The sequence below is a fragment of the Brevibacterium luteolum genome (genome assembly GCF_013004595.1).
GTDB lineage: Bacteria > Actinomycetota > Actinomycetes > Actinomycetales > Brevibacteriaceae > Brevibacterium > Brevibacterium luteolum.
Window position 1 is genome coordinate 606,013 of sequence record NZ_JABEMC010000001.1, and the last position, 21,494, is coordinate 627,506.

The window sequence follows — 21,494 nt, forward strand, 5'->3', positions numbered from 1 at the left end:
CCTGCCTGCTGCTCGCAGATGTCCAGTGAGGTGCACATCACCTCAAGTGGCAATCACTGGGCGAAGCCATTAGACTGTTTCCTTGCGTGTGATCCGTTGCGTGCCGACATCACGGACAGCGTCCAAACCGGAGGTGAAGACACATGAGCAGTAGATCTGACCTCATCGTCGACCTTCGCTCGCTCGGCCTGGCAGACAGGCCAGGCGAATGGACTCGACTGGAACGTGATGTCGCGGCTCCGGCGGATCTGCGGATCGAGATGATCGGAGTGCCAACCGGTTCGCCGCTTCACCTGGACCTGCAGCTCGACTCCGTGGTGGAGGGGATCTTCGTCTCCGGCACTGTCACGGCCACAGCCCAGGGACAGGACGCCCGCACGCTGGAGGACCTGGAGGTTCCGCTGAACGTGGAGCTGTCCGAACTCTTCGCGTACGAGGTCGAAGAGGGCGACGAGGAGACATATCCGGTTGATCGCGATCGGATCGACCTCGAACCGGCGATCCGAGACGCACTCGTCATGGCTTTGCCGTTCCGTCCTCTCAAGGATGGGGAGGATGCGGACGAGTTCCGGTACACCGTCGGCGAGGACATCGTCGAAGAGGCACCGGCAGATGACCCACGCTGGTCAGAACTGAAACGACTGTTAGAAGAGAAAGAGAGCTAGACGTGGCTGTTCCCAAGCGAAAGATGTCGCGCAGCAATACCCGCCACCGTCGTTCGCAGTGGAAGGCCAAGGTTCCGACCTTGGTCAAGACTGTGGAGAACGGTCGCGTTGTGTACTCGCGCCCGCACCAGGCCAAGGTGGTTGAGGACTCCGCCGGCACCCCGCTGTTCCTTGAATACAAGGGACGCAAGGTCGCCGACATCTGATTCGGTTCTTCAGACGAATCGCATCAGACAGTGGACTCAGCACCTGATCTGAACACACTCAACGAGCGTCTCGGGGTCGACATCGACCCCGAGACGCTTCGTCTTGCCCTCACGCACCGCAGCTACGCGTTCGAGAACGGCGGCATCCCCACCAATGAGCGCCTGGAGTTCCTCGGTGACGCCGTCCTGCAGCTCGTCGCCACTGAGTCGCTGTTCCTCGACAACCCCGAGCTGCCCGAGGGCCGGCTGGCGAAGATGCGCGCCGCCGTCGTCAACACCCGTGCGCTGGCGCAGATCGCCCGGCGTCTGAAGATCGGCGAGTTCGTGCTGCTGGGCAAGGGCGAGGAGATGACAGGCGGGCGGACGAAGGACTCGATCCTCGCCGACACCGTCGAATCCCTCATCGGTGCCTGCTTCATCAGCCGCGGCCGCGCAGAGGCCTTCGCACTTGTCCACCGGCTCATCGACGACATGCTCGTCGACGCCGTCCGCCTCGGCGCCGGCATGGACTACAAGACGACCCTGCAGGAAGCCGCCGCCGACCTCGACCTCGGCGCCGTCGTCTACGAGGTCACCGGCCGCGGACCCGACCACGCACGCGTCTTCACCGCCGTCGCCCTGCTCGGCGGGACGGTATGGGGCACCGGCGAGGGCACCTCGAAGAAGGCCGCAGAAGCCGTCGCCGCCGAAGCCGCCGTCACCGCGATCCGCGCCGCCCACCCGGACTACAGCCGACACTGAGTCCCCCACGCCCCGGATCGATCGGCGCCGGTGCGGCCGGGGTACAATCCGTGTATGAACTCCCTTCTTCTGGCCGCTGACAATCCCCTCATGCCAACCGCATACGACGTCGTCTGGTCGACGATCCTGCTCATCCCGATCATCGTCGGCCTCATCATTGCGATTATCGGATTCGTCTTCCTCTTCAAGCTCGATCAGCCCAAGCCCAAGCGACTGCTTCTGGGGATCCTCCTGCTCTTCATGCCGCCGGTCGGGCTCATCGTCGTCATGTACGTGTACTACAGCGGCCGCAGAACAGCGGCTGCCTGAGCGAGGTCCGTGCCCGAGCTTCCCGAAGTCGAATCCGTCCGCCGAGGCCTGGCCGACTGGCTGCCCGGCGCCCGCGTCGCCGCAGTGCGCCTGCACGATCCGCGGATCCTCGGCACCACCTCCCAGCGCACCATCAGTCCCGCCGCCGCCGAAGCGTTCGTCACCGGCATCACCGGTGCCGGTTTCGGCGTGCCCGCCCGCCGCGGAAAGTTCCTGTGGCTGCCGCTGGCCGGAACCGGAGACATGCCGGAGCGTGCACTGTCGGTCCATCTGGGGATGAGCGGACAGTTCCGCATCCACGAGCCCGGCGACCCGGTCCACCGGCACACGCGTGCAGACTTCACCTGCTTCTCACCTGATGGCCGAGAGTTCGCGCTCCGGTTCGTCGACCAGCGGATCTTCGGCCACCTCGGCATCGATGAGCTCACCGTGCCAGGCCGGTGGAGGAGCCGCCTGCCGGTGCCAGCACAGATGGCGCACATCGCCCCGGACCCGCTGGAGGAGAGCACTGATCTCGATGCGATCGCGCGGGTGGTCAAGACGAAGCGCTCAGCGATCAAATCGGTGCTGCTCGACCAGAGCGTGCTCAGCGGGATCGGCAACATCTACGCAGACGAGGCGCTCCATCGTGCTGGAGTCCATCCGCTCGCTCACGCCGCCCGGCTGCGGATCTCCCGAGTGCGGGCCGTGCTGGAGTCCGCGCGCGAGGTGATGCTCGAAGCGCTCGAGCAGGGCGGGACGAGCTTCGACGCCTTGTATGTCAATGTCAATGGCGAATCCGGCTACTTCGACCGGTCGCTCGGCGTCTACGGCCGCACCGGGCAGCCGTGCCTGCGCTGCGGCACCCTCATCACCCGCCTCGTCGTCGGCGGCCGCGGCACACACATCTGCCTGCAGTGCCAGAAACCACAGCGCTGAGCCTGCACGTGAGGCCGGGCTCTGGCACGAGCGAGCCGCCCATGCCGCAGTCGAACTCTTCAGTGATCAAACTCAATAGTGGTAGCGAGCCTGCAAAATCACCACGTCGTCACCGTCGACAAGATACACAAGCCTGTGCTCCTCAGTGATCCGACGCGACCAGGCCCCCTGAGCGCCGTACTTGAGCTGCTCCGGCTTGCCGATCCCGGCGAAGGGCTCGCGCAGGCAGGCATCGATGAGCGTATTGATTCGCTTGAGGACCTTCCGGTCGGCAGTCTGCCAGTACGTGTAGTCCTCCCAGGCGGACCTGTCCCAGACCAGGCGCACTCAGGCGTCCCTGTCCGCATCGTCGGTGCGGTCAAGTTCGTGCACCTCGGTCCTGCCCAAGGTGGCGCGCTCGTAGGAATCGAGCAGCCGGCGGGCGTTTGCGGGCGAGCGGAACAGGTAGGCGGTCTCCTGCCATGCAGAGTACTCGTCGGCCGGCATGAGGACGGCGTTGCCCTTCCGGGAGACGATCTCCACGGCCTCCCGGTCATCGTTGACGCGCTGGATGAGGGGGAACAGGGTCTTGCGGGCTTCGCTGGCGCTGATGGACATGGGCCGCTTCCTTCCCTCGAATGAGTGGTACTGGTTAATGGTACCACGTATCAGAGGCTCTATCGAGCGTCAGTCCTCGCGCTCGCAGCGTTCGAGCAGCCCACGCGGATCCGCGATCCTCCGAAGCTGTTGCGGCTGGTCAGGACCGGCGCGTCTGCCCAGGGGGCAGAATTTCACACAATGTCACCGCAGGCATGACACAGGCCCCGACCACAGAGAGGAGTTGAGGCGATGTACCTGAAGTCGCTGACGCTGCGCGGTCTCAAGTCCTCGAGCGGCTGGACTGCTGGCGTGATCGGTGCCGGCAAGGCGCATTGATCCCACTGAAGGGCAAGGCCTGTCCCGGGGATTCACCGAATGCGGCTCGCGACCGCATATGATCAAGGATATGCACTCCACCCCTGATGTGCGGCCGTGCGCGCCGCCACCTGCGCCGTAAGTCACTTGTCGTCGACTCCCTGCTCGTCGCGATCCTCATCTTCATCATTGCGCTCGCGGTTGCATTCGTGGGTTCCGATACAGGTGCCGCGGCACTGTTCGTCCTCTCGCTGACCTGGGTTGTGTGGGTCGTCGGTCTCATCCTCTTGCTGGTGGGAGTCACCAGTGAAATGCGGGCCAGGCGCATCAATTGCGATGACTGGGCAACTGCGAACTCACTGGCCGCTCATGCCGAGCAGCTTCTGGCACGAGCAGAGACAGAAGCGTATTCGCTCGATGTTCATCGTGTGCTGGAGGTCGAGCGCCACTTCGACGAGAAGACCGCTGGTGAAGCTCGGGGGACCCTCGCGCATCAATTCAGCATGTTCGGCCAGTCCTTCGGCCTGGGCTACGCCGCGAACAATCGGACGTCAGTTGCAGCCGGGGTGCATTCCGCTGCGATCAACGGCATGTCCGATGTCCACCTGAGGCTGTCTTCGACGACGCGCCACGATCTGATGGGTGACGCTCTCTTCGCGCTCTTCGAAGTCCACGATGCGTCCGGCCAGCCCGACACGCTGCGTGTGACAGCGCTGTCCAACGGCGCTGTCACGGAGTGGATCCACGCCCTCGTCCTGCAGACAGCCGAGCAGCTCGGGATGGACACCCATTCCGGGGTCACAGTGGAAGCCTATGCGTCGCGAATCGCAGACCACTTCGCCCCAGCTGACGTCTCGTACCTCTCCGACCGTCTCCGGCTCGCTCTCGCCCAGATCGAACGTGGTGAGGAACCGCCGTCGATCTACGTTGAAGGTGTGCCGTCAGGGCGCGGTGCGATCGTGGCGACAAGTGCTCGCGTGGGCGAGGCGGATGCGCTTCGGATCTTTCCCACAGCGCTTCCCGCAATGTGGGGACACACCGTCGGCGGTGCTCTGGCCGCAGCGGTGCCGCCGAAGGAGATCAGCGCCTGACTCCCGCAGACAACAGCGTCTGCATCCCTCCACCGCGGAAGAGATCCCCGAGCGCCAGCCCCCAATCAGACTGGTGCGGTCCGCCCCCAATCAGACTGGTCAGATCCCCGCTACCAGGCTGAACGGTAGACTTTCGGGGAGAATCCCCGCCTGTCCCCACCGGCAGGGTGGACGCAGGGGCACAACGGACCGTCGAGAGGAGCTGAGGCGATGTACCTGAAGTCGCTGACGCTGCGCGGTTTCAAGTCCTTCGCCTCAGCCACCACGCTCGCCTTCGAACCCGGCATCACCTGTGTCGTCGGGCCCAACGGCTCGGGCAAGTCCAACGTCGTCGACGCGCTGGCCTGGGTGATGGGGGAGCAGGGGGCGAAGAATCTGCGCGGCGGGAAGATGGACGACGTCATCTTCGCCGGCACCTCCTCCCGGCAGGCCCTCGGACGTGCCGAGGTGTCACTGACGATCGACAACACCGACGGTGCGATTCCGATCGAGTACACCGAGGTGACGATCTCCCGGACGCTGTTCCGCACCGGCGGCAGCGAGTACGCCGTCAACGGCGCACCGGCCCGGCTGCTCGACATCCAAGAGCTGCTCAACGACTCCGGTCTGGGCAAGGAGATGCACGTCATCGTCGGGCAGGGCCGGCTCGACCAGATCCTGCACGCCGACCCACTCGAGCGCCGCGGCTTCATCGAAGAGGCCGCCGGGGTGCTCAAGCATCGCCGCCGTAAGGACAAGGCGCTGCGCAAGCTCACCGGCCTGCAGACCAACCTCGACCGGGTCGCCGACCTGCGCGCCGAACTCGCCCGGCAGCTCGGCCCGCTCGGCCGGCAGGCCAAGGCAGCCAAACGCGCCGCTGTCGTGCAGGCGACCCTGCGCGACACCGCCGCCCGGCTGCTCGCCGACGACATCGTCCAAGTCCAGGCCCGGCTGGAGACCATCACCGGACCCGAGGACTCCCAGCAGCGCCGCGAACAGCTGCAGGCCGCACTCACCGACATCGACGAGCGGATCCGCGCCGTCGAGACACAGCTGCGCGACCACGACTCCGGCGCCGAGGCGACCCGCACCCGGCTGCGCACCGCCGGCAATCGTGCGACCCGCGCTACCGCGCTGGCCCAGCGGGCAGGCGACCGGATCGGGTTCCTCGAACAGGCCCCGGTCGAACGCAGCGGCGGCGACAGCCCCGATGCGATCCGGGCCAGAGCTGCGAAGTTCGAAGAGGAACTCGAAACCGTGGCAGCCGATCACGAGCAGAAAGCCGCCGAACTCGCCGAGCTCACAACCCGGCGCGATGAAGCGGCGGGGAAGCTGAAGGAAGCCGAGCAGCAGCTCACCGTCCAGCGGCAGCGCATCGCCCAGCGGCTGCGGGAGCGCTCCAGTGTCGAATCCGCCCGCGATGTCGCGCGCAAGACCCTCGCTGATGCCCAGCGTCAGCTTTTAGGCCTCGACGAACAGGAATCGTCCCTGACCAGCAGGCTGGACGAGGCGAAGAAGGCACTTGCGGCAGCCCAGCAGCAGGCCCAGGACACCGAATCCGGGGAGACCGCGCTCGACGAAGCCCACGAGACGGCACTTGAGAAGCTGAACGCACTCCAGGAAGCGAAGTCGAAGGACGAAGCCGAACGCGACGAGATCCGCACCGAACTCGGCCAAGCCAAGGCCCGGGTCGAGGCGCTGCAGATGAGCACCCGGCTGGCCGCCGAGACTGCTGAGCTGCTCGACAGCGGACTGCCCGGCATCCAGAGTGCCGTCGGCGACCAGCTCGACATCACCCCCGGCTGCGAAACTGCCATCACCGCAGTCCTCGGCGAACTCGCAGGAGCCGTCGTCGTCGACGACATCGACGCAGCGCTCGCCGTCCTCAACCACGTCGGTGAGGACACCGACGTCGACCTCGTCGTCGCCGGAACGTCGAACACAGCCAAGGAGACGGCGGGTGCCTCGGCGACCTCCGCCTCGGGCGCGGATGCCCCCGACCTGAGCGCCGGCGTGGAAGCACTCGACCTCGTCTCGACCAGACATCCCGGACTGGCCGCCCTGCTGCAGGCCAGCCTCGGCGATGTCATCGTCGTCGACTCCGCTGACACCGCCGCCGCGCGAGCCCGCGAGGCCGGCGGGAAGACCTTCGTCACCCCGGCCGGTGAGGTGTTCTCACCCTTCCGGGTGGCGCGGGCGAGCTCCGGGGAGGGCGCGCGCATCGCCTCGCGGCAGGCGCTGGCCGAAACCGCCGAGAAGGTCGAGGCGCTCGAACAGGCGCTGGCTGCCGTCGAGAAGCGCCTGGCCGATGCCGAACCCGGCATCAGCGCGGCACAGACCGCAGTCGATGAGGCACTGGAGAAGCTGTATGCCTCCGATGCGCAGATCGTGGCCGTCGGGCAGGAAGTCTCGCGGGCGGCAGAGGAAGTCCAGCGCCTGGAGAAGACACTGGCCGGCACCGAGGAGACCCGCAGCAGGCTGGCCGACGACATCGCGACAGCCGAAGCCGAACTCGAACGCGCCGAAACCGCGCTCAAAGCCAACACCGACCACGTCGAAGAGGAACCGGACACGAGCGAACGCGACGCCCTCGCCGCACGCGTCGCAGGGCTTGGCGATGAGGTGATGGAAGCCCGCATCGCCGAACGCGGACTCAGCGACCGTGTCGGATTCCTCACCGACCGGATCCGCGGCCTCGAACGGGCCGCCAAGCAGGAAGAAGACGCCCGCGCCCAAGCCGCCCGGTCCGCAGCACGGCGGCGCGCCCAGGCAGAATCCGCCCGCGTCATCGAACGGCTCGCCGAAGCGCTGGCGACCCGGCTCAAGGATATCGAAGCCCGCGCCGAGGCCGAACTGGCCGAATCGAAGACCCGGCACGAACAGCTCGACGAGGAGCTGCGGCGGCTGCGCGAGTCCCGCGCGAGCCAGGCCGATGAGCTCACCGCCGTCACCGATGCCGAACACCAAGCCCAGCTGGCACGCGAGCGGTTCGTGCTCACCCTTGATGAGCTCACCCGCCGGGCGCGTGAGGACATCGGCCTGTCCCCGGAGAACCTCGTCGACCAGTTCGGCCCGCACATGCCGGTGCCGAGCCTCGACGGGCAGGGCAGCACCGAGGATGAAGACGACGAGACCTCGGCCGGGGAGGTGCCCTACGTCCGCGCCGATGTCGAGAAAGCCCATGCCGCTGCCGAGAAGGAGCTGAAGAAGATCGGCGCGGTCAACCCGCTGGCATTGGAGGAGTACGCCGCGCTCAACGAGCGTCACGACTACCTCGAAAAGCAGATCAACGACATCGAGGCGAGCCGGCGCGACCTGCTGGGGCTCGTCGACGACGTCGATGAGCACGTCCGCACCGTCTTCGCCGAGGCGTTCGCTGACACCCAGCGAGAGTTCGCCGACATCTTCTCCCGGCTCTTCCCGGGCGGTGAGGGCCGGCTCGAACTCACCGAACCCGATGACATGCTCGCCACCGGCGTCGACGTCTACGCCCGGCCAGCGGGCAAGAAGGTCAAGCGGCTCTCGCTGCTCTCCGGTGGTGAGCGCTCCCTGGTGGCGATCGCCATGCTCGTGGCGATCTTCAAGGCCCGCCCGAGCCCGTTCTACGTCATGGACGAAGTTGAAGCCGCCCTCGACGACCTCAACCTCTCACGCCTGCTCACGGTGTTCCAGGAGCTGCAGGAGTCCTCCCAGCTCATCGTCATCACCCACCAGAAGCGCACGATGGAGATCGCCGACGCCCTCTACGGCGTCACCATGCACGGCGACGGAGTCTCAAAGGTAATCTCTCAGCGAATTCACCGCACCGAATAACCCGGCCCGTCAAGCGATGAGCAGGCGGGGATATACACTGAAAAGGACGAATGCTCATCGCCGAGGTGCTGGGCGTTCACGAGTACACGGACACCGGTAGAGGAAGGAGCTCCCCGCCCATGCCCGCAGGTCAGCCCATTTCGGAGACGCCATGGGCATAGGCGGCGGCATGGCAGTCCTCATCGGCATGGGAGCCACGGTGCTCATCGGCCTCGTCATCGTGCTCGTCGTCGCGCTGCCGGGTCTGCAGTCCGAAGGCCGGATCAAGAGCGACCGCACCCAGCGCTTCCGGCTGCCGAGCGAATGGACCGGATACGACGATGACGCCTACGGGTTCTTCGGCCACGACGAGGAGACCTCGCACCTGGCCACCCGCGAACAGGCCGCCGTCACCGCAATGCGCGAGCACTCCTATGTGCTGCGCCCCCAGCCGCGCCGCCACTGCACCCCGCCGCTGCTGACCTTCCGGCCGCGCACCCGGCACTGGAAGGTGCCCGAGACTGGATCGGGCTTCCGCACCGCCATCACCCTGCTGTTCGGATAGGCCCAGCTGGCAGCTTGCCAGCCGCACACGCACATGGCACTGTGCACAGTGAAGCGCCCCACCCGGGCACCTGAGATCATGACCTTCCCCGTGACTGACCGCCGACCAACGCCGTCGCACATGGCCGGCCTGCCTACTGTTTGGAGTTGAACGTGGACCTCCTGACCGGAGACTCACTGCTGTGGATCGTGCTTATCGGCGCCGCCGTGCTCATCATCGGCGGAGCCTTCCTCTTCGTTCCGAAGCGCCGCAAGCCCGCCCCGCCGGAAAGCGAGCTGCCGGACCTGACCGAGGAGCCGGGCCTCGAACCCGGTGAAGAGCCCGAGGCGCCGGTCGCGGTTGAGACACCGACCGAACCCACGACACGGCTGGCCAAGCTGCGCAACCGGCTGTCGAAGTCGAACTCCACGCTCGGCCGCGGCCTGCTCGCCCTGCTCTCACGCGACACGCTTGATGAGGCGACGTGGGAGGAGATCGAGGACACCCTCATCATGGCCGACCTCGGCGTCGACACCACCACCGAACTCGTCGACCGGCTGCGCGAACGCGTCCGCGTGCTTGGCACCCGCGAACCGGAGACCGTCCGGGAACTGCTGCGCGAAGAGCTTATCAACGTCGTCGACCCGACCATGGACCGTCGCCTCAATGTCGAACGCGAGAACTCCGGCACGCCTGGCGGCGACCCGGCCGTCGTGCTAGTCGTCGGCGTCAACGGTGCCGGCAAGACGACGACGGTCGGCAAGATCGCCCGTGTGCTCGTCGCCGAGGGCCGCAGCGTGCGTCTCGGTGCAGCCGATACCTTTCGTGCTGCGGCTGCCGAGCAGCTGACCACCTGGGGTGAGCGCGTCGGTGTTGAGACGATCAGGGGAGAAGAGGGTGCCGATCCCGCCTCGGTCGCCTATGCCGCAGTCGAACAGGGCAAGGTCGACGGCGCTGACGTCGTGCTCATCGACACCGCCGGGCGCCTGCAGAACAAGCGCGACCTCATGGACGAGCTCGGCAAGGTCAAGCGTGTGGCTTCCCGCCCGTTGAGCGAAGAGGGCCACGACATCGACGAGGTGCTCCTCGTCCTCGACGCGACCACCGGGCAGAACGGCATGCAGCAGGCCAAGGTGTTCTCCGAAGCCGTCCACATCACTGGCATCGTGCTCACCAAGCTCGACGGCACCGCCAAGGGCGGCATCGTCGTTGCCGTCCAGCGCGCTCTCGGCGTGCCGGTCAAGCTCATCGGCCTCGGTGAGGGCGCTGACGACCTCGCGCCCTTCGACGCGGCAGGATTCGTCGACGCCCTGCTGGCCGAATGACGGTCCCCAGCAGCTCCGCAGCGGCTGTGTCATGACCGGAACGCTGGCCATGCGTTGACCGGTTGCCGTGCGTTATCCTGAGATGTTGACAAGTACTGACTCTGACGAAAGCTGAAGACCTTCGTGTTCAATTCACTCTCCGATCGTCTGACATCGACCTTCAAGAACCTGCGCGGCAAGGGCCGCCTGTCCGAAGCAGATGTCGATGCCACGATCCGGGAAATCCGGCGCGCGCTGCTTGACGCCGACGTCGCGCTGCCGGTCGTGCGCACCTTCACCGGCAATGTGCGCGAACGCGCGCTGTCATCCGAGGTCTCAGCAGCACTGAACCCCGGCCAGCAGGTCGTCAAGATCGTCAACGACGAACTCGTCTCCATCCTCGGCGGACAGACTCGCCGCCTGCAGTTCGCCAAGCGCCCGCCGACGGTCATCATGCTCGCTGGCCTTCAGGGTGCCGGTAAGACCACCCTGGCCGGCAAGCTCGCCCACTGGCTCAAGTCCGAAGGCCACCGGCCGATGCTCGTCGCCGCCGACCTGCAGCGGCCCAACGCCGTCAACCAGCTGCAGATCGTCGGTGAGCGCGCCGGCGCCTACACCTACGCTCCCGAACCCGGCAACGGCGTCGGCGACCCGGTCAAGGTCGCCACCGACGCTATCGGCGTGGCCAAGTCGAAGCTGCACGACGTCGTCATCGTCGACACCGCCGGCCGGCTGGGCATCGACGAAGTCCTTATGCAGCAGGCCGCTGACATTCGCGCAGCCGTCAACCCCGATGAGGTCCTCTTCGTCATCGACGCGATGATCGGCCAGGACGCCGTGCAGACCGCCGAGGCGTTCCTCGAAGGCGTCGACTTCACCGGTGTCGTGCTCTCCAAGCTCGACGGCGACTCCCGCGGTGGTGCCGCACTCTCGGTCGCCCAGGTGACCGGCAAGCCCATCATGTTCGCCTCCACCGGCGAGGGCATGAAGGACTTCGAGCAGTTCCACCCTGACCGGATGGCCGACCGCATCCTCGACATGGGTGACATCCTCACCCTCATCGAGCAGGCCGAGAAGACCTTCGACCAGGAGCAGACGCAGAAGCTGGCGAAGAAGGTCCAGGCCGGCGAGGACTTCGACCTCAACGACTTCCTCACCCAGATGGCTGCGGTGAAGAAGATGGGCTCGCTGAAGAAGATGATCGGCATGATGCCGGGCATGAGCCAGTACAAGGAGCAGCTCGAGGCCTTCGATGAACGCGAGGTCGACCGGGTCGAGGCGATCGTGAAGTCGATGACCCCGCAGGAGCGCACCAACCCCAAGATCCTCAACGGCTCCCGCCGCGCCCGCATCGCCAAGGGCTCGGGCACCACCGTCACCCAGGTCAACCAGCTCATGGAGCGCTTCGCCGCAGCCCAGAAGATGATGCGCCAGATGGGCAAGGGCGGCGGCATGCCCGGCATGGGCGGCCAGCCCGGCGGCGCCCCAGGCATGGGAGGCATGCCCGGAATGGGAGGCCTGCCCGGTGCTCCCGGCGGACGTGGTCCCAGCCGCAAGAAGAAAGGCAAGAAGGGCAAGGCTGCCGGCAAGTCCGGCAACCCGGCCAAGCGCGCTGAGCAGGAGAAGCTCGCACAGCTCAAACGCGAGGGCAAGGAGCCGACCCCGACCGGCTCGGCCTTCGGCAACCTCGGCCTGGACAAGGACGAGGACATCGATCTCTCGAAGCTGCCCAAGGGTTTCGGCGGGATCTTCGGCAAGGACTGACACACCCGCCGGCCTGCCGGTTGACTCCGGTTGGCGCGGCGTGCGCATTTCTGGCAGAATATTCGCTTGTACTCGACTGTGCTCGGACCCTCTCAACCGCAGCGCAGTCCGGTCCACGCGCGCGTCAGCTGAGTCCATCCCCACGGATGCGGTGACGCTTGCAGCACCTAACATGCAAAAGGAGACACCACTACAGTGGCAGTCAAGATTCGACTCACCCGCATGGGCAAGATCCGTGCACCCTTCTACCGTGTTGTCGTTGCCGACTCCCGCACCCGCCGTGACGGCCGTGCGATCGAGGAGATCGGCATCTACCACCCGACCCGTGAGCCCTCGGTCGTCGAGATCGACTCCGAGCGCGCACAGTACTGGCTGTCCGTCGGCGCCCAGCCGACCGACCAGGTCAAGGCACTGCTGAAGCTCACCGGCGACTGGGCGAAGTTCACCGGCGAAGGCAGCACCGAGAGCTCGGTCAAGCCGCAGCAGGAGAAGGAGGGCTTCACCGCCCCCGCCGCCGACTCGGTCGTCAAGGAGACCAAGAAGGACGACGAGGCCGAGCAGGCCGAGGAGAATCCCGCCGAGGCATCTGCCGAGGACAAGGCTGACGAGACCGCTGAGGCCCCGGCTGAGGAATCGGCCGAGGCTGGAAGCGAAGAGAGCTGATCATGCTCTCCCAGGCTCTCGACCACCTCGTGCGCGGCATCGTCGACAACCCCGATGATGTCTCGGTGCGTTCGCGCGGATCACAGCGCGGCACCACGCTCGAAGTCCGCGTCCACCCCGACGATCTCGGCCGCGTCATCGGCCGCTCAGGTCGCACCGCCAAGGCGCTGCGCACCGTCATGAGCGCCCTGGCCGGCCGCGAACAGGTGCGCGTCGACCTCATCGAGGCCTAAGCGCAGCCGCAGACAGCTGAGAAGCCCCGGCACCACCCCAAGTGGGAGGTGCTGGGGTTTCTGCGTCCGCTCCCGAGGCGGTGGCTGGGACCCGCAGGCAGGCCTGGCTGACGGCGGTGCTACAGTGCTGGTCAGCGCCGCGCACACGCGGCCGATGAGACAGCCGTGAACGAGCACGACTGACACCTGAACCAGGTGCGGTGCGTGCTCGTTCTCATTCACAAAGGACAACCCCGACGATGAGACAGCACGACACCGCCGGCACTGCTGCCGTATCCACTGCCGAACCCGCGACCACCACCGCCGCGACCACCACCTCGGGTGCGGAGGGCAGCCTCAAGCGGGTCTCGATCACGTTCTGGCAGGGCGTGGCGATGATCTTCGGCACGAACATCGGCGCCGGCATCCTCAGCCTGCCCTACGGCATGCGCGAAGGCGGATTCACCGCCCTCGTCATCGCCCTTGTCCTCTCTGGATTCCTCACCACCTGCTCGATGCTCTACGTCGCCGAGGTCGCCTTGCGCACCCGCAAGCCCATGCAGCTGGCCGGCCTCGCCCGCCGCTACATCGGCCAGGCCGGATCCTGGCTCGTCTTCGCAGGCGTGCTCGTCAACGGCTACGGAGCGATGATCGCCTACTCGACCGGCTCCGGGGAGATCCTGTCGAACCTGCTCGGCATCTCACCGACGCTTGGCAGCCTCATCTTCCTCATCCCCGGCATCACCGTCATCTGGTTCGGCCTGCACGCCACTGGCCGGTCCGAGCAGCTCATCACCACCACGATGCTCATCATCTGCCTGAGCCTCGTCGCCTGGACGCTGTTCGGCCCTGGCATCGACATCGCCAACCTGACGTACTTCAAGCCCTACTTCATCATCCCGATCGTCAACCTCACCGTCTTCGCCTTCCTCGCCCAGTACATCGTGCCCGAACTCGCCCGCGGCCTGGCCGAGCACAACCCGCGCATGCTCCCGCGCGCCATCGTCACCGGCATGGTCGCCACCGGCACGCTGCTCGCCCTCATCCCGCTCTCAGCGCTCGGGCTCATGGGCCACGACGGACTCACCCCGGTCGTCACCCTCGGCTGGGGCCAGCAGCTCGGACCTGTTGCCTACTACCTGGCCAACATCTTCGCCGCGCTGGCGATGCTCACCTCGTTCTGGGCGCTCGGCCTGACCCTGCACACGAACATTCTCGACCGTTTCAACCTGCAGGAGAGCAACTACCGGCACCGCGCGATCTCGATCGCGGCAGCCTGCCTCGTCCCATTTGCCATCGGTCTCATCGGGCTGGCCGGATTCGTCTCCGCCCTCGGCTACGCCGGTGCCTTCGCCGGTGCGGTCATGGCGGTCGTTCCAGTCCTCATGCTCACCCGCGCCCGGCGCACCGGTGACGTCGAACCGGCCTGGCAGGCCGGCTGGGTCGCTCACCCGGTCATCCGCATCGCCATGATCACCGTGTTCACCGGCGCGTTCATCTACTCGCTGCTGACGATCATCGGCCTCGTGCCCAACGGCTGGACGTGAGTGCCTGCGATACCGTTGGAGTCATGAGCACAGTAGTCGCCCGCCTGGGCAAACCGCACGGCATCCGCGGTGAGATGACCGTCGAAGTCCGCACCGACGATCCCGATGAGCGCTTCGTTCCCGAGGCGGTGTTCGGCACCGAACCCGACATCGGCCCGCTGACGCTCACCCGCGCCCGCTGGCACCGCGACCGGCTGCTGCTGAGCTTCGCTGAGGTCCCGGACCGCAACCGGGCCGAGGAGATCCGCAACACCCTCATCACCGTCGATGCCGAGGACACGGAGGACGACGATGAGGATGCCTGGTACATCGACGACCTCATCGGTGCCGATGCCCTCATCGGCGAGCACCTCGTCGGGAAGGTCTCCGGGGTCAGCCCCGGTGCAGCCCAGGACCTGCTGCACATCACACCCTCGGCCGAACAGGTCGAGCGCACAGGCTCCGATGAGGAGATCCTCGTGCCCTTCGTCGCTGAGATCGTCCCCGAGGTCGACATCGACGCCGGACGTATCGTGCTCACCCCGCCGGCTGGCCTCATTCCGGGATTCGACGACTGATGCGCATCGACGTCATCTCGATCTTCCCCGACTACCTCGCCCCGCTGCAGCTCTCACTGACCGGCAAAGCGATGGCCGCTGGCCTCCTCGACGTCGGCATCCACGACCTGCGCGACTGGACCACCGACCGGCACCGCACCGTCGACGACACCCCCTACGGCGGGGGCGCGGGCATGGTGATGAAGCCCGAACCGTGGGCCCAGGCACTCACCGACGTCGCTGGGCTGGCTCCTGCGAGCCAGGTGCCGGCCGTCGCCCAGGCAACCGCCGCCTCGGGCCCGGTCACCGCCGCCGAGGCGGGGGAGCGGCCGGTGCTCATCGTCCCCTCACCGGCCGGGGCCCCCTTCACCCAGGCCGACGCCCGCCGGCTGGCCGGCCGATCGCATCTCGTGTTCGCCTGCGGGCGCTATGAGGGCATCGACCAGCGGGTCATCGACTGGGCAGGTGAGGACTTCGACGTCGAACTCGTCTCGATTGGCGACTACGTGCTCAACGGCGGTGAGGTCGCAGCACTCGTCATCATCGAAGCCGTCGCCCGGCTCATCCCCGGCTTCATGGGCAACCCGGACTCCCTCATCGAGGAGAGCTACGAGGACGGGCTGCTCGAATACCCCGTCTACACCAAGCCCGCCGATTGGCGCGGAAACCAGGTGCCAGATGTGCTGCTCTCAGGCAACCACGCCGCGATCGCACGGTGGCGGCGCGACCAGCGGCTCATCCGCACCCAGCGCACCCGCCCCGACCTGCTTGCCGGCCTGCCCGACGAAGCCCTCGATGCTCGTGACTGGCAGGTGCTCACCGAGGCCGAACGTGAAGTTGAGCCCGGCGGACCCGGCGGCTAAGATAGAGCATTGCGTTTGTTGGCACCGATCTGCCCCGGGGGAGCAGGTGCCAGCGCCCACCGTTAGCCCATGAGGATCATGCCAGCAGGTGTGCGCAGCAGAGGAACACCGTTCCGGCAGACGAACTCATCTCATCACCGGCTGCGGCCGGGCTGATCGAAGCTGTGCCGGCCCGAGGCGAGCACACAGGAGAACACATCATGCAGAAGCTTGACATTGTCGACAATAAGTCGATGAAGACGGACATCCCCGAGTTCCGCGCAGGCGACACTGTTGACGTCGCCGTCCGCGTCATCGAGGGCAGCCGCTCGCGTATCCAGATGTTCAAGGGTGTTGTCATCCGCCGTCAGGGTGCCGGCATCTCCGAGACCTTCACCGTGCGCAAGATCAGCTTCGGCGTCGGCGTTGAGCGTACCTTCCCGCTCCACTCGCCGACCGTCGAGCGCATCGACGTCGTCTCCCGCGGCATCGTCCGCCGCGCGAAGCTGTACTACCTGCGCGACCTGCGCGGCAAGGCAGCTCGCATCCGCGAGAAGCGCTGATCACTCGCCACGGCGAGACCATGACACCGACGAAGGGCGTGACTGCACAGTCGCGCCCTTCGCCGCGCCCGAGGCGGTGGCTGCGGTTGATCGCGATCCTCGCGGTCGTCGCCGTGCTCGCCGCCGCCGGCATCCGGGCCCTGGGCGTCCAGTCGTTCTCGATCCCGTCTGAGTCGATGGAGCCGACCTTCCATCCCGGCAACCGGGTCACGGTGCTGCGGGCCGACGCCCTGACCGGCAGCATCGAGGCCGGTGACGTCGTCGTCATCGACGGCCGCGGCTCCTTCCTGCCGACCAGCCCGCCGAACGCCGCCCAGCAGCTCGGCTCCTGGTTCGGAGTCGGGCCCGGTGACGTCTTCTTCATCAAACGCGTCATCGCAGTACCCGGCGACACCCTCGAATGCTGCTCTGATGACGGCAAGCTCATCCGCAACGGCGAAGAGATCGACGAACCCTATCTCGCCAGCTCGCCAGGTGCCGACCACCCGGCCTCAGCCACCCCGTTCGCCGTCGAAGTGCCAGCCGACCGACTGTGGCTCATGGGCGACAACCGGGACAACTCGACAGACTCCCGCGCGCTGCTCGGCAGCCCCGGCGGCGGGATGATCCCCACCCGGCGTGTCATCGGCGTCGTCATCGGCCACGGCTCCTCGGCTGACCGGGGCAAGTAGGTAGACTGCCTGCGTGGCCCAAAAAAAGACAGAGAAGAAGAGCCTGCGATACTTCCTCGTGGAAGTCGCTGTCATCCTCGTCATCGCCCTGGTCGTCTCGACTGCCGTGAAGACGTGGGTGGTGCGCTCCTTCTACATCCCCTCCAGCTCGATGGAGCCGACCCTGCTCGTCAACGACCGGGTGCTGGCCAACCAGCTGCCGGGCAACACCGTTGACCGCGGGGACATCGTCGTCTTCACCGATCCCGGCGGATGGCTCTCACCCGGGCTTGTCGCTGACTACAAGCCCAACCCGATCCTCGAATTCATCGGCCTCGTCCCCTCCGATGCCGGCACCCAGCTCGTCAAACGCGCGATCGCCGTCGGCGGCGACCACGTCGAATGCTGCGATGCCGAAGGTCGCGTCTCCGTCAACGGCCAGCCGCTGGACGAGACCTACCTCGGGGAGGGCACCGAACCCTCGGAGATCGAGTTCTCCGAAGACGTCCCGGCCGGCCACTACTGGGTGATGGGCGACAACCGCACCAACTCTCTGGACTCCCGCTACAACGGCGACGCACCCGGCGGCGCTTTCGTCCCCGAGGACAAGGTCGTGGGCACTGTGTTCGTGCGCAACTGGCCGCTGGACCGGATCGGCCGGCTGAAGAACCCGGAGGCGGTCTACGCCGATGTCCCGCAGCCCTGACGCCGCCACCCTCGAACGCACCACCCGCACGGGCAGCACGGCTGCCGGTCTGCGCGACCTGAGCGCCGAACGTGAGCTTGCCGCTGCCGGTGTCGAGACGATCATCGGCATGGATGAGGTCGGCCGCGGCTGCGTGGCCGGGCCGATCGGCGTCGGTGCCGTTCACTACCGGCTGGTTGACCTGCTCGCAGGCGACATCCCCGCGGGCATCCACGACTCCAAGCAGCTGAACATCACCGCCCGGCAGACGATCGCCCAGACTGTCACCGCCTGGCAGCAGCACACCGCCGTCGCCTACGCGTCTCCTGCTGAGATCGATGCCCTCGGTGTCACCCTGGCGCTGTGCCTGGCCGGCCGGCGGGCACTTGCCGCACTGCCGCCGGCCAGCCTCGTGCTCCTTGACGGCAGCCACGACTGGCTGTCCTCCCCGCTCACCCTCGACTGCTTCGACACCTTCGGACCCGCCGCCGAGGTCGATGTCCCTGAAGTGCGCACGATCATCAAGGGCGACGGCACCCGCGTGACGATCGCTGCTGCCAGCGTGCTGGCCAAAGTCGCCCGCGATGAGCTCATGCACGCCCTTGCCGCCGAATACCCCGGTTATGCCTGGGATTCCAACGTCGGCTACCTCACCCAGGCCCACCGCGCCGGAGTCGCCGCCCACGGGATGAGCCCGCACCACCGGCGCAGCTTCCGCATCGACGTCTGAACACTAGCCGGGCAGAGGCTCACTGTCTGCACCCTGCTGCCGGTTCATGATTCTGCAACCGCTGACAGTGGCATAGGATGACGCCATGAGCGCCGAGGACCTGGAAAACTACGAAGCCGACCTGGAACTGCAGCTGTACCGCGAGTACCGCGATGTTGTCGGACTGTTCTCATACGTCGTCGACACGAACCAGCGGTTCTACCTGGCCAATTCGGTCGATCTCAAGGCCCACCATGAGGGCTCGGACGTCTACTTCGAAGTCACCCTCAAGGACGCCTGGGTGTGGGACACCTACCGCACCGCCCGGTTTGTCAAGCACGTCTCGATCCTGACGTTCAAGGACGTCAACATCGAGGAGATCGCCAAGAACGAGGACTTCGATCCGCCGCAGTCGCTGCGCCCGTGAACGCCGAAGAGCTGTGACCACACGTCGTTGTGCGGTCACAGCTCTGCGCTACTGCCTGTGGATCAGCGAGCGTCGGCGATGCGCTGACCGGCCATCTCCTCAGCGACCTCGGCAGCCGGACGGTCTTCTGCCTCGGCCTGATCGAGGACCTGCGTGACCCGGTCGAACAGCGAGAGCACGCTGGCACGCGAACCCTCCAGCGATGGCTCGGAGTAGATCATCGTCGCTGCGGCCATGACACCGCCGGCGTTGGCGAGGAAGTCGGGCACGTAGGCGATGCCGCGCTCACGCAGCTGCCGGCCGTGGGCCGGGGTGGCGAGCTGGTTGTTGGCGATGCCGCTGATGAGGCGGGCCTTGATGTCGCCGATCGTGTCATCGTTGATGATGCCGCCGAGAGCACACGGGGCGAACACGTCGACATGCTGGGCGTGGATCTCATCGGCGGGAACCGCGGTGGCGCCGAAAGCCTCAACGGCGGAGTCGACAGCCGGCTGGTAGACGTCGGAGACGACGAGTTCGGCACCGGCCTCATGCAGCATCCGGCACAGTTCGCGCCCGGTGCCGCCGAGTCCCTGCACGGCCACGCGCAGACCCGACAGGTCAACCCGGTCAGCTGGGTCTGAGGTGTCGGCCTTGGCGCGTTCCTTCCACACGTGTGCGACACCGGCCTGCAGCGACGTGAACGCGCCGAGGGCGGTGAACTGGGAGGTGCTGACACCTGCGGGGAACTGGCTGGCGCGGGCGAAGATGTAATCGCAGTTCTCCGCCAGCACATCGGCATCCTCCGGGCCGACGCCGACGTCGATGGCGGTCCAGTAGCGGCCGCCGAGCGTCTGCACGTGCTTGGAGAAGGCGCGCAGCACCTCTGCCTTGTCGGGTCGGTGCGGATCGGCGATGATGACGCACTTGCCGCCGCCGAGCGGCAGGCCGGCGATCGAGTTCTTATAGGTCATGCCGCGTGAGAGGCGCAGCACGTCGGTGAGCGCATCGGCTTCGGACTCGTACGGATACATTCGGCAGCCGCCGGCAGCCGGTCCGAGAGTGGTGTCGTGCACGGCGATGATGGCGCGCAGGTCGAGGTCGCGGTCATGGCAGAAGATGACCTGCTCGTGGTGATCGAACTCAGGGTGCGAGAAGAGGTCCACGGTGACTCCTTCGGTCTCAGGTGTGAGCAGCAGGCGCGGGATGTGCGCCCGTGCAAAAACCGCACGCGGTTCGCGCGAGCGGCCTTTGACCTCACCGTACATCGGTTCTGCCGGACAGAGGTAGCTGGGCGGGATGGTCCGGTGGCTGTACTACTTCTACTCTGGCTGTCCTTCTCGTCGCGCCTGTGCATGTGGGTGTTTGATGAGCCTTGACCCCGGGATTTCGGGCGCGGATCTTTTCCAGGACGTGTCGACAATTCGCGCAGTTCGGGAGTTAAAAACTCGAGGCTGGGTGATCCAGCGCAGATGATGGCGTGGGCACACGAAAAGCGGATTGGCCGAAAATGCAGATTCTGGCAATATTCGGCTGGGCGCGGCGACTGGCAGCGAGCGGTTATTTCGTCTCGTTCGGGTGGCTTGTGTGAACCTGCTCGAGGAATACAGTCTTGTCGACGACGAAGTACCAGATCCGAGCAGTGCCTTTCGCGGTCGGTTTGTGCTGCCAACGTTCGTGCGTGGTTCCGCCTCGGGAAAGATGTCCGAGCTGGCCCTTGAGCCGATAGTTGGTTGGAGTGGTGGTCAAAGGCGCCCGGGTGAGGAAATCCCAGGTATCGGCCATCGGATTGCGGATGGTTGCGACGAGGTCGCGCCAGCCCTTCTGTGCTTCGGCGGTAGCGAATCTGATTTCATACTCGACCTTCTTCGGAGGCCGAGGAACCAACTTGCCCTTCTTGCTGCCTGACACGGTCAGGGGCGCTCCACGACGTCGTCACCCTCGTCGAGCCATTCGAGTTCGGCACTCCCGAGTCCGGCGGCCATTGCCGTGGCTGTCTCCTTCCACGACGTCAGCTCAGCGATCGCCAGGTGCGGTTGATCAGTCGAGAAGGACGCTCGTGCGGCGTCGACGAGATTGTGAGCGCAGGACTCGCGGTCCTCAGGAGAGAGAGCGTGCATCCACGGGAACGACCTCGTCATGCGTTCGGGGAGAGTGCCGGATTCGTCGAGGGCGACGGTCAGCAACCGAGCAGCGAAGTCAAGCAGGTGAGTGCGGGCGTCTGCCTCGCGCTGCGACATGAGTACGAGCGCTTCGCCGTCTCGGCGCGTCACCGTGACGGGGTGATCTTCAGCCTCGGCGAAGACCTCGGCGGAGTGCTTACTCAGATCCGACGAGCGCCGAGTGTAGGCAGGGAGGGCGGAAGCAGCGGTCATAGATCCATCATATTCGGAACGTGTTCGGAAGTCTAGGGTTTATTGCTGCGGCTGTCTTCCCTCCGATGCTGACCTCGCGACTGGCTGGGTGTGGACCGG

Annotated in this window: 25 protein-coding genes; 20 read left to right on the top strand and 5 right to left on the bottom strand. The window is 66.3% G+C overall.

What is annotated here, in order from left to right:
- Positions 1–260 precede the first annotated feature (260 nt).
- Genes HLA91_RS02800 through mutM form a run of 5 tightly spaced genes read left to right on the top strand, consistent with a single transcriptional unit; the run spans position 261 to position 2,839 of the window.
- Entirely contained in the window at positions 261–665 is a 405-nt protein-coding gene (locus tag HLA91_RS02800) for a YceD family protein (RefSeq protein WP_239557022.1), read from the top strand.
- A gap of 2 nt (positions 666–667) precedes the next feature.
- Entirely contained in the window at positions 668–871 is a 204-nt protein-coding gene (gene rpmF, locus HLA91_RS02805; protein WP_102162557.1) for a 50S ribosomal protein L32, read from the top strand.
- Positions 872–901: 30 nt separating this feature from the next.
- Positions 902–1,612: a ribonuclease III gene (rnc, locus tag HLA91_RS02810; protein WP_170273401.1), complete on the top strand. Its 711-nt coding sequence runs from the start codon at positions 902–904 to the stop codon at positions 1,610–1,612.
- Between the two features lie 54 nt (positions 1,613–1,666).
- The gene (locus tag HLA91_RS02815) at positions 1,667–1,921 is read left to right on the top strand and encodes a hypothetical protein (RefSeq protein ID WP_170273402.1); all 255 of its coding nucleotides are present in this window, start codon (positions 1,667–1,669) and stop codon (positions 1,919–1,921) included.
- A 9-nt stretch (positions 1,922–1,930) separates the two neighbouring features.
- Entirely contained in the window at positions 1,931–2,839 is a 909-nt protein-coding gene (gene mutM / locus HLA91_RS02820) for a bifunctional DNA-formamidopyrimidine glycosylase/DNA-(apurinic or apyrimidinic site) lyase (RefSeq protein WP_170273403.1), read from the top strand.
- A 72-nt stretch (positions 2,840–2,911) separates the two neighbouring features.
- Here the strand turns inward: mutM and HLA91_RS02825 are convergent, their stop codons facing one another.
- The gene (locus HLA91_RS02825; protein ID WP_170273404.1) at positions 2,912–3,166 is read right to left on the bottom strand and encodes a Txe/YoeB family addiction module toxin; all 255 of its coding nucleotides are present in this window, start codon (positions 3,164–3,166) and stop codon (positions 2,912–2,914) included.
- Positions 3,167–3,436: a type II toxin-antitoxin system Phd/YefM family antitoxin gene (locus HLA91_RS02830; protein WP_170273405.1), complete on the bottom strand. Its 270-nt coding sequence runs from the start codon at positions 3,434–3,436 to the stop codon at positions 3,167–3,169.
- A gap of 404 nt (positions 3,437–3,840) precedes the next feature.
- On the opposite strand from HLA91_RS02830, the gene HLA91_RS02835 reads away from it, so the two are divergent.
- From HLA91_RS02835 to HLA91_RS02905, 15 genes are all read left to right on the top strand, one after another.
- The gene (locus HLA91_RS02835) at positions 3,841–4,824 is read left to right on the top strand and encodes a hypothetical protein (protein ID WP_170273406.1); all 984 of its coding nucleotides are present in this window, start codon (positions 3,841–3,843) and stop codon (positions 4,822–4,824) included.
- Between the two features lie 210 nt (positions 4,825–5,034).
- Complete coding sequence (gene smc, locus HLA91_RS02840) at positions 5,035–8,616, top strand: chromosome segregation protein SMC (RefSeq protein ID WP_170273407.1); 3,582 nt, start codon at positions 5,035–5,037, stop codon at positions 8,614–8,616.
- A gap of 169 nt (positions 8,617–8,785) precedes the next feature.
- Positions 8,786–9,160, top strand: a complete 375-nt coding sequence (locus HLA91_RS02845; RefSeq protein ID WP_225210457.1) for a hypothetical protein — start codon at positions 8,786–8,788, stop codon at positions 9,158–9,160.
- Between the two features lie 161 nt (positions 9,161–9,321).
- Positions 9,322–10,464 carry a signal recognition particle-docking protein FtsY gene (ftsY, locus tag HLA91_RS02850; protein WP_170273559.1) on the top strand — a complete coding sequence of 381 codons (1,143 nt, stop codon included), beginning with the start codon at positions 9,322–9,324 and terminating at the stop codon, positions 10,462–10,464.
- A gap of 123 nt (positions 10,465–10,587) precedes the next feature.
- A complete protein-coding gene (gene ffh, locus HLA91_RS02855) occupies positions 10,588–12,207 on the top strand; it encodes a signal recognition particle protein (protein WP_102162566.1) in 1,620 nt (539 codons plus the stop codon).
- A 195-nt stretch (positions 12,208–12,402) separates the two neighbouring features.
- The gene (rpsP, locus tag HLA91_RS02860; RefSeq protein WP_170273408.1) at positions 12,403–12,870 is read left to right on the top strand and encodes a 30S ribosomal protein S16; all 468 of its coding nucleotides are present in this window, start codon (positions 12,403–12,405) and stop codon (positions 12,868–12,870) included.
- A 2-nt stretch (positions 12,871–12,872) separates the two neighbouring features.
- Positions 12,873–13,103, top strand: a complete 231-nt coding sequence (locus HLA91_RS02865) for an RNA-binding protein (RefSeq protein WP_102162568.1) — start codon at positions 12,873–12,875, stop codon at positions 13,101–13,103.
- A gap of 239 nt (positions 13,104–13,342) precedes the next feature.
- On the top strand, positions 13,343–14,629 hold the full coding sequence (locus HLA91_RS02870) for an aromatic amino acid transport family protein (protein ID WP_165882545.1): 1,287 nt from the start codon (positions 13,343–13,345) through the stop codon (positions 14,627–14,629).
- 23 nt (positions 14,630–14,652) lie between these two features.
- Complete coding sequence (gene rimM, locus HLA91_RS02875) at positions 14,653–15,186, top strand: ribosome maturation factor RimM (RefSeq protein ID WP_170273409.1); 534 nt, start codon at positions 14,653–14,655, stop codon at positions 15,184–15,186.
- Positions 15,186–16,028, top strand: coding sequence for a tRNA (guanosine(37)-N1)-methyltransferase TrmD (gene trmD, locus HLA91_RS02880; RefSeq protein WP_170273410.1), 843 nt, complete (start codon positions 15,186–15,188; stop codon positions 16,026–16,028). The genes rimM and trmD overlap by 1 nt, the downstream gene beginning before the upstream one ends.
- A 200-nt stretch (positions 16,029–16,228) precedes the next feature.
- Complete coding sequence (gene rplS / locus HLA91_RS02885; RefSeq protein ID WP_170273411.1) at positions 16,229–16,570, top strand: 50S ribosomal protein L19; 342 nt, start codon at positions 16,229–16,231, stop codon at positions 16,568–16,570.
- Positions 16,571–16,590: 20 nt separating this feature from the next.
- Positions 16,591–17,241, top strand: coding sequence for a signal peptidase I (gene lepB, locus HLA91_RS02890; RefSeq protein WP_170273412.1), 651 nt, complete (start codon positions 16,591–16,593; stop codon positions 17,239–17,241).
- Between the two features lie 13 nt (positions 17,242–17,254).
- The gene (gene lepB / locus HLA91_RS02895) at positions 17,255–17,926 is read left to right on the top strand and encodes a signal peptidase I (protein WP_170273413.1); all 672 of its coding nucleotides are present in this window, start codon (positions 17,255–17,257) and stop codon (positions 17,924–17,926) included.
- Positions 17,910–18,635: a ribonuclease HII gene (rnhB, locus tag HLA91_RS02900; RefSeq protein ID WP_170273414.1), complete on the top strand. Its 726-nt coding sequence runs from the start codon at positions 17,910–17,912 to the stop codon at positions 18,633–18,635. Before lepB (HLA91_RS02895) ends, rnhB begins: the two co-directional genes overlap by 17 nt.
- 85 nt (positions 18,636–18,720) lie before the next feature.
- Positions 18,721–19,041: a DUF2469 domain-containing protein gene (locus HLA91_RS02905; protein ID WP_102162575.1), complete on the top strand. Its 321-nt coding sequence runs from the start codon at positions 18,721–18,723 to the stop codon at positions 19,039–19,041.
- Positions 19,042–19,103: 62 nt separating this feature from the next.
- Here the strand turns inward: HLA91_RS02905 and HLA91_RS02910 are convergent, their stop codons facing one another.
- From HLA91_RS02910 to HLA91_RS02920, 3 genes are all read right to left on the bottom strand, one after another.
- On the bottom strand, positions 19,104–20,186 hold the full coding sequence (locus HLA91_RS02910) for a Glu/Leu/Phe/Val dehydrogenase dimerization domain-containing protein (RefSeq protein WP_204514184.1): 1,083 nt from the start codon (positions 20,184–20,186) through the stop codon (positions 19,104–19,106).
- Between the two features lie 394 nt (positions 20,187–20,580).
- Complete coding sequence (locus tag HLA91_RS02915; RefSeq protein WP_170273416.1) at positions 20,581–20,931, bottom strand: hypothetical protein; 351 nt, start codon at positions 20,929–20,931, stop codon at positions 20,581–20,583.
- A gap of 2 nt (positions 20,932–20,933) precedes the next feature.
- Positions 20,934–21,395, bottom strand: a complete 462-nt coding sequence (locus HLA91_RS02920; RefSeq protein ID WP_102162578.1) for a prevent-host-death protein — start codon at positions 21,393–21,395, stop codon at positions 20,934–20,936.
- Between the last annotated feature and the right edge of the window lie 99 nt (positions 21,396–21,494).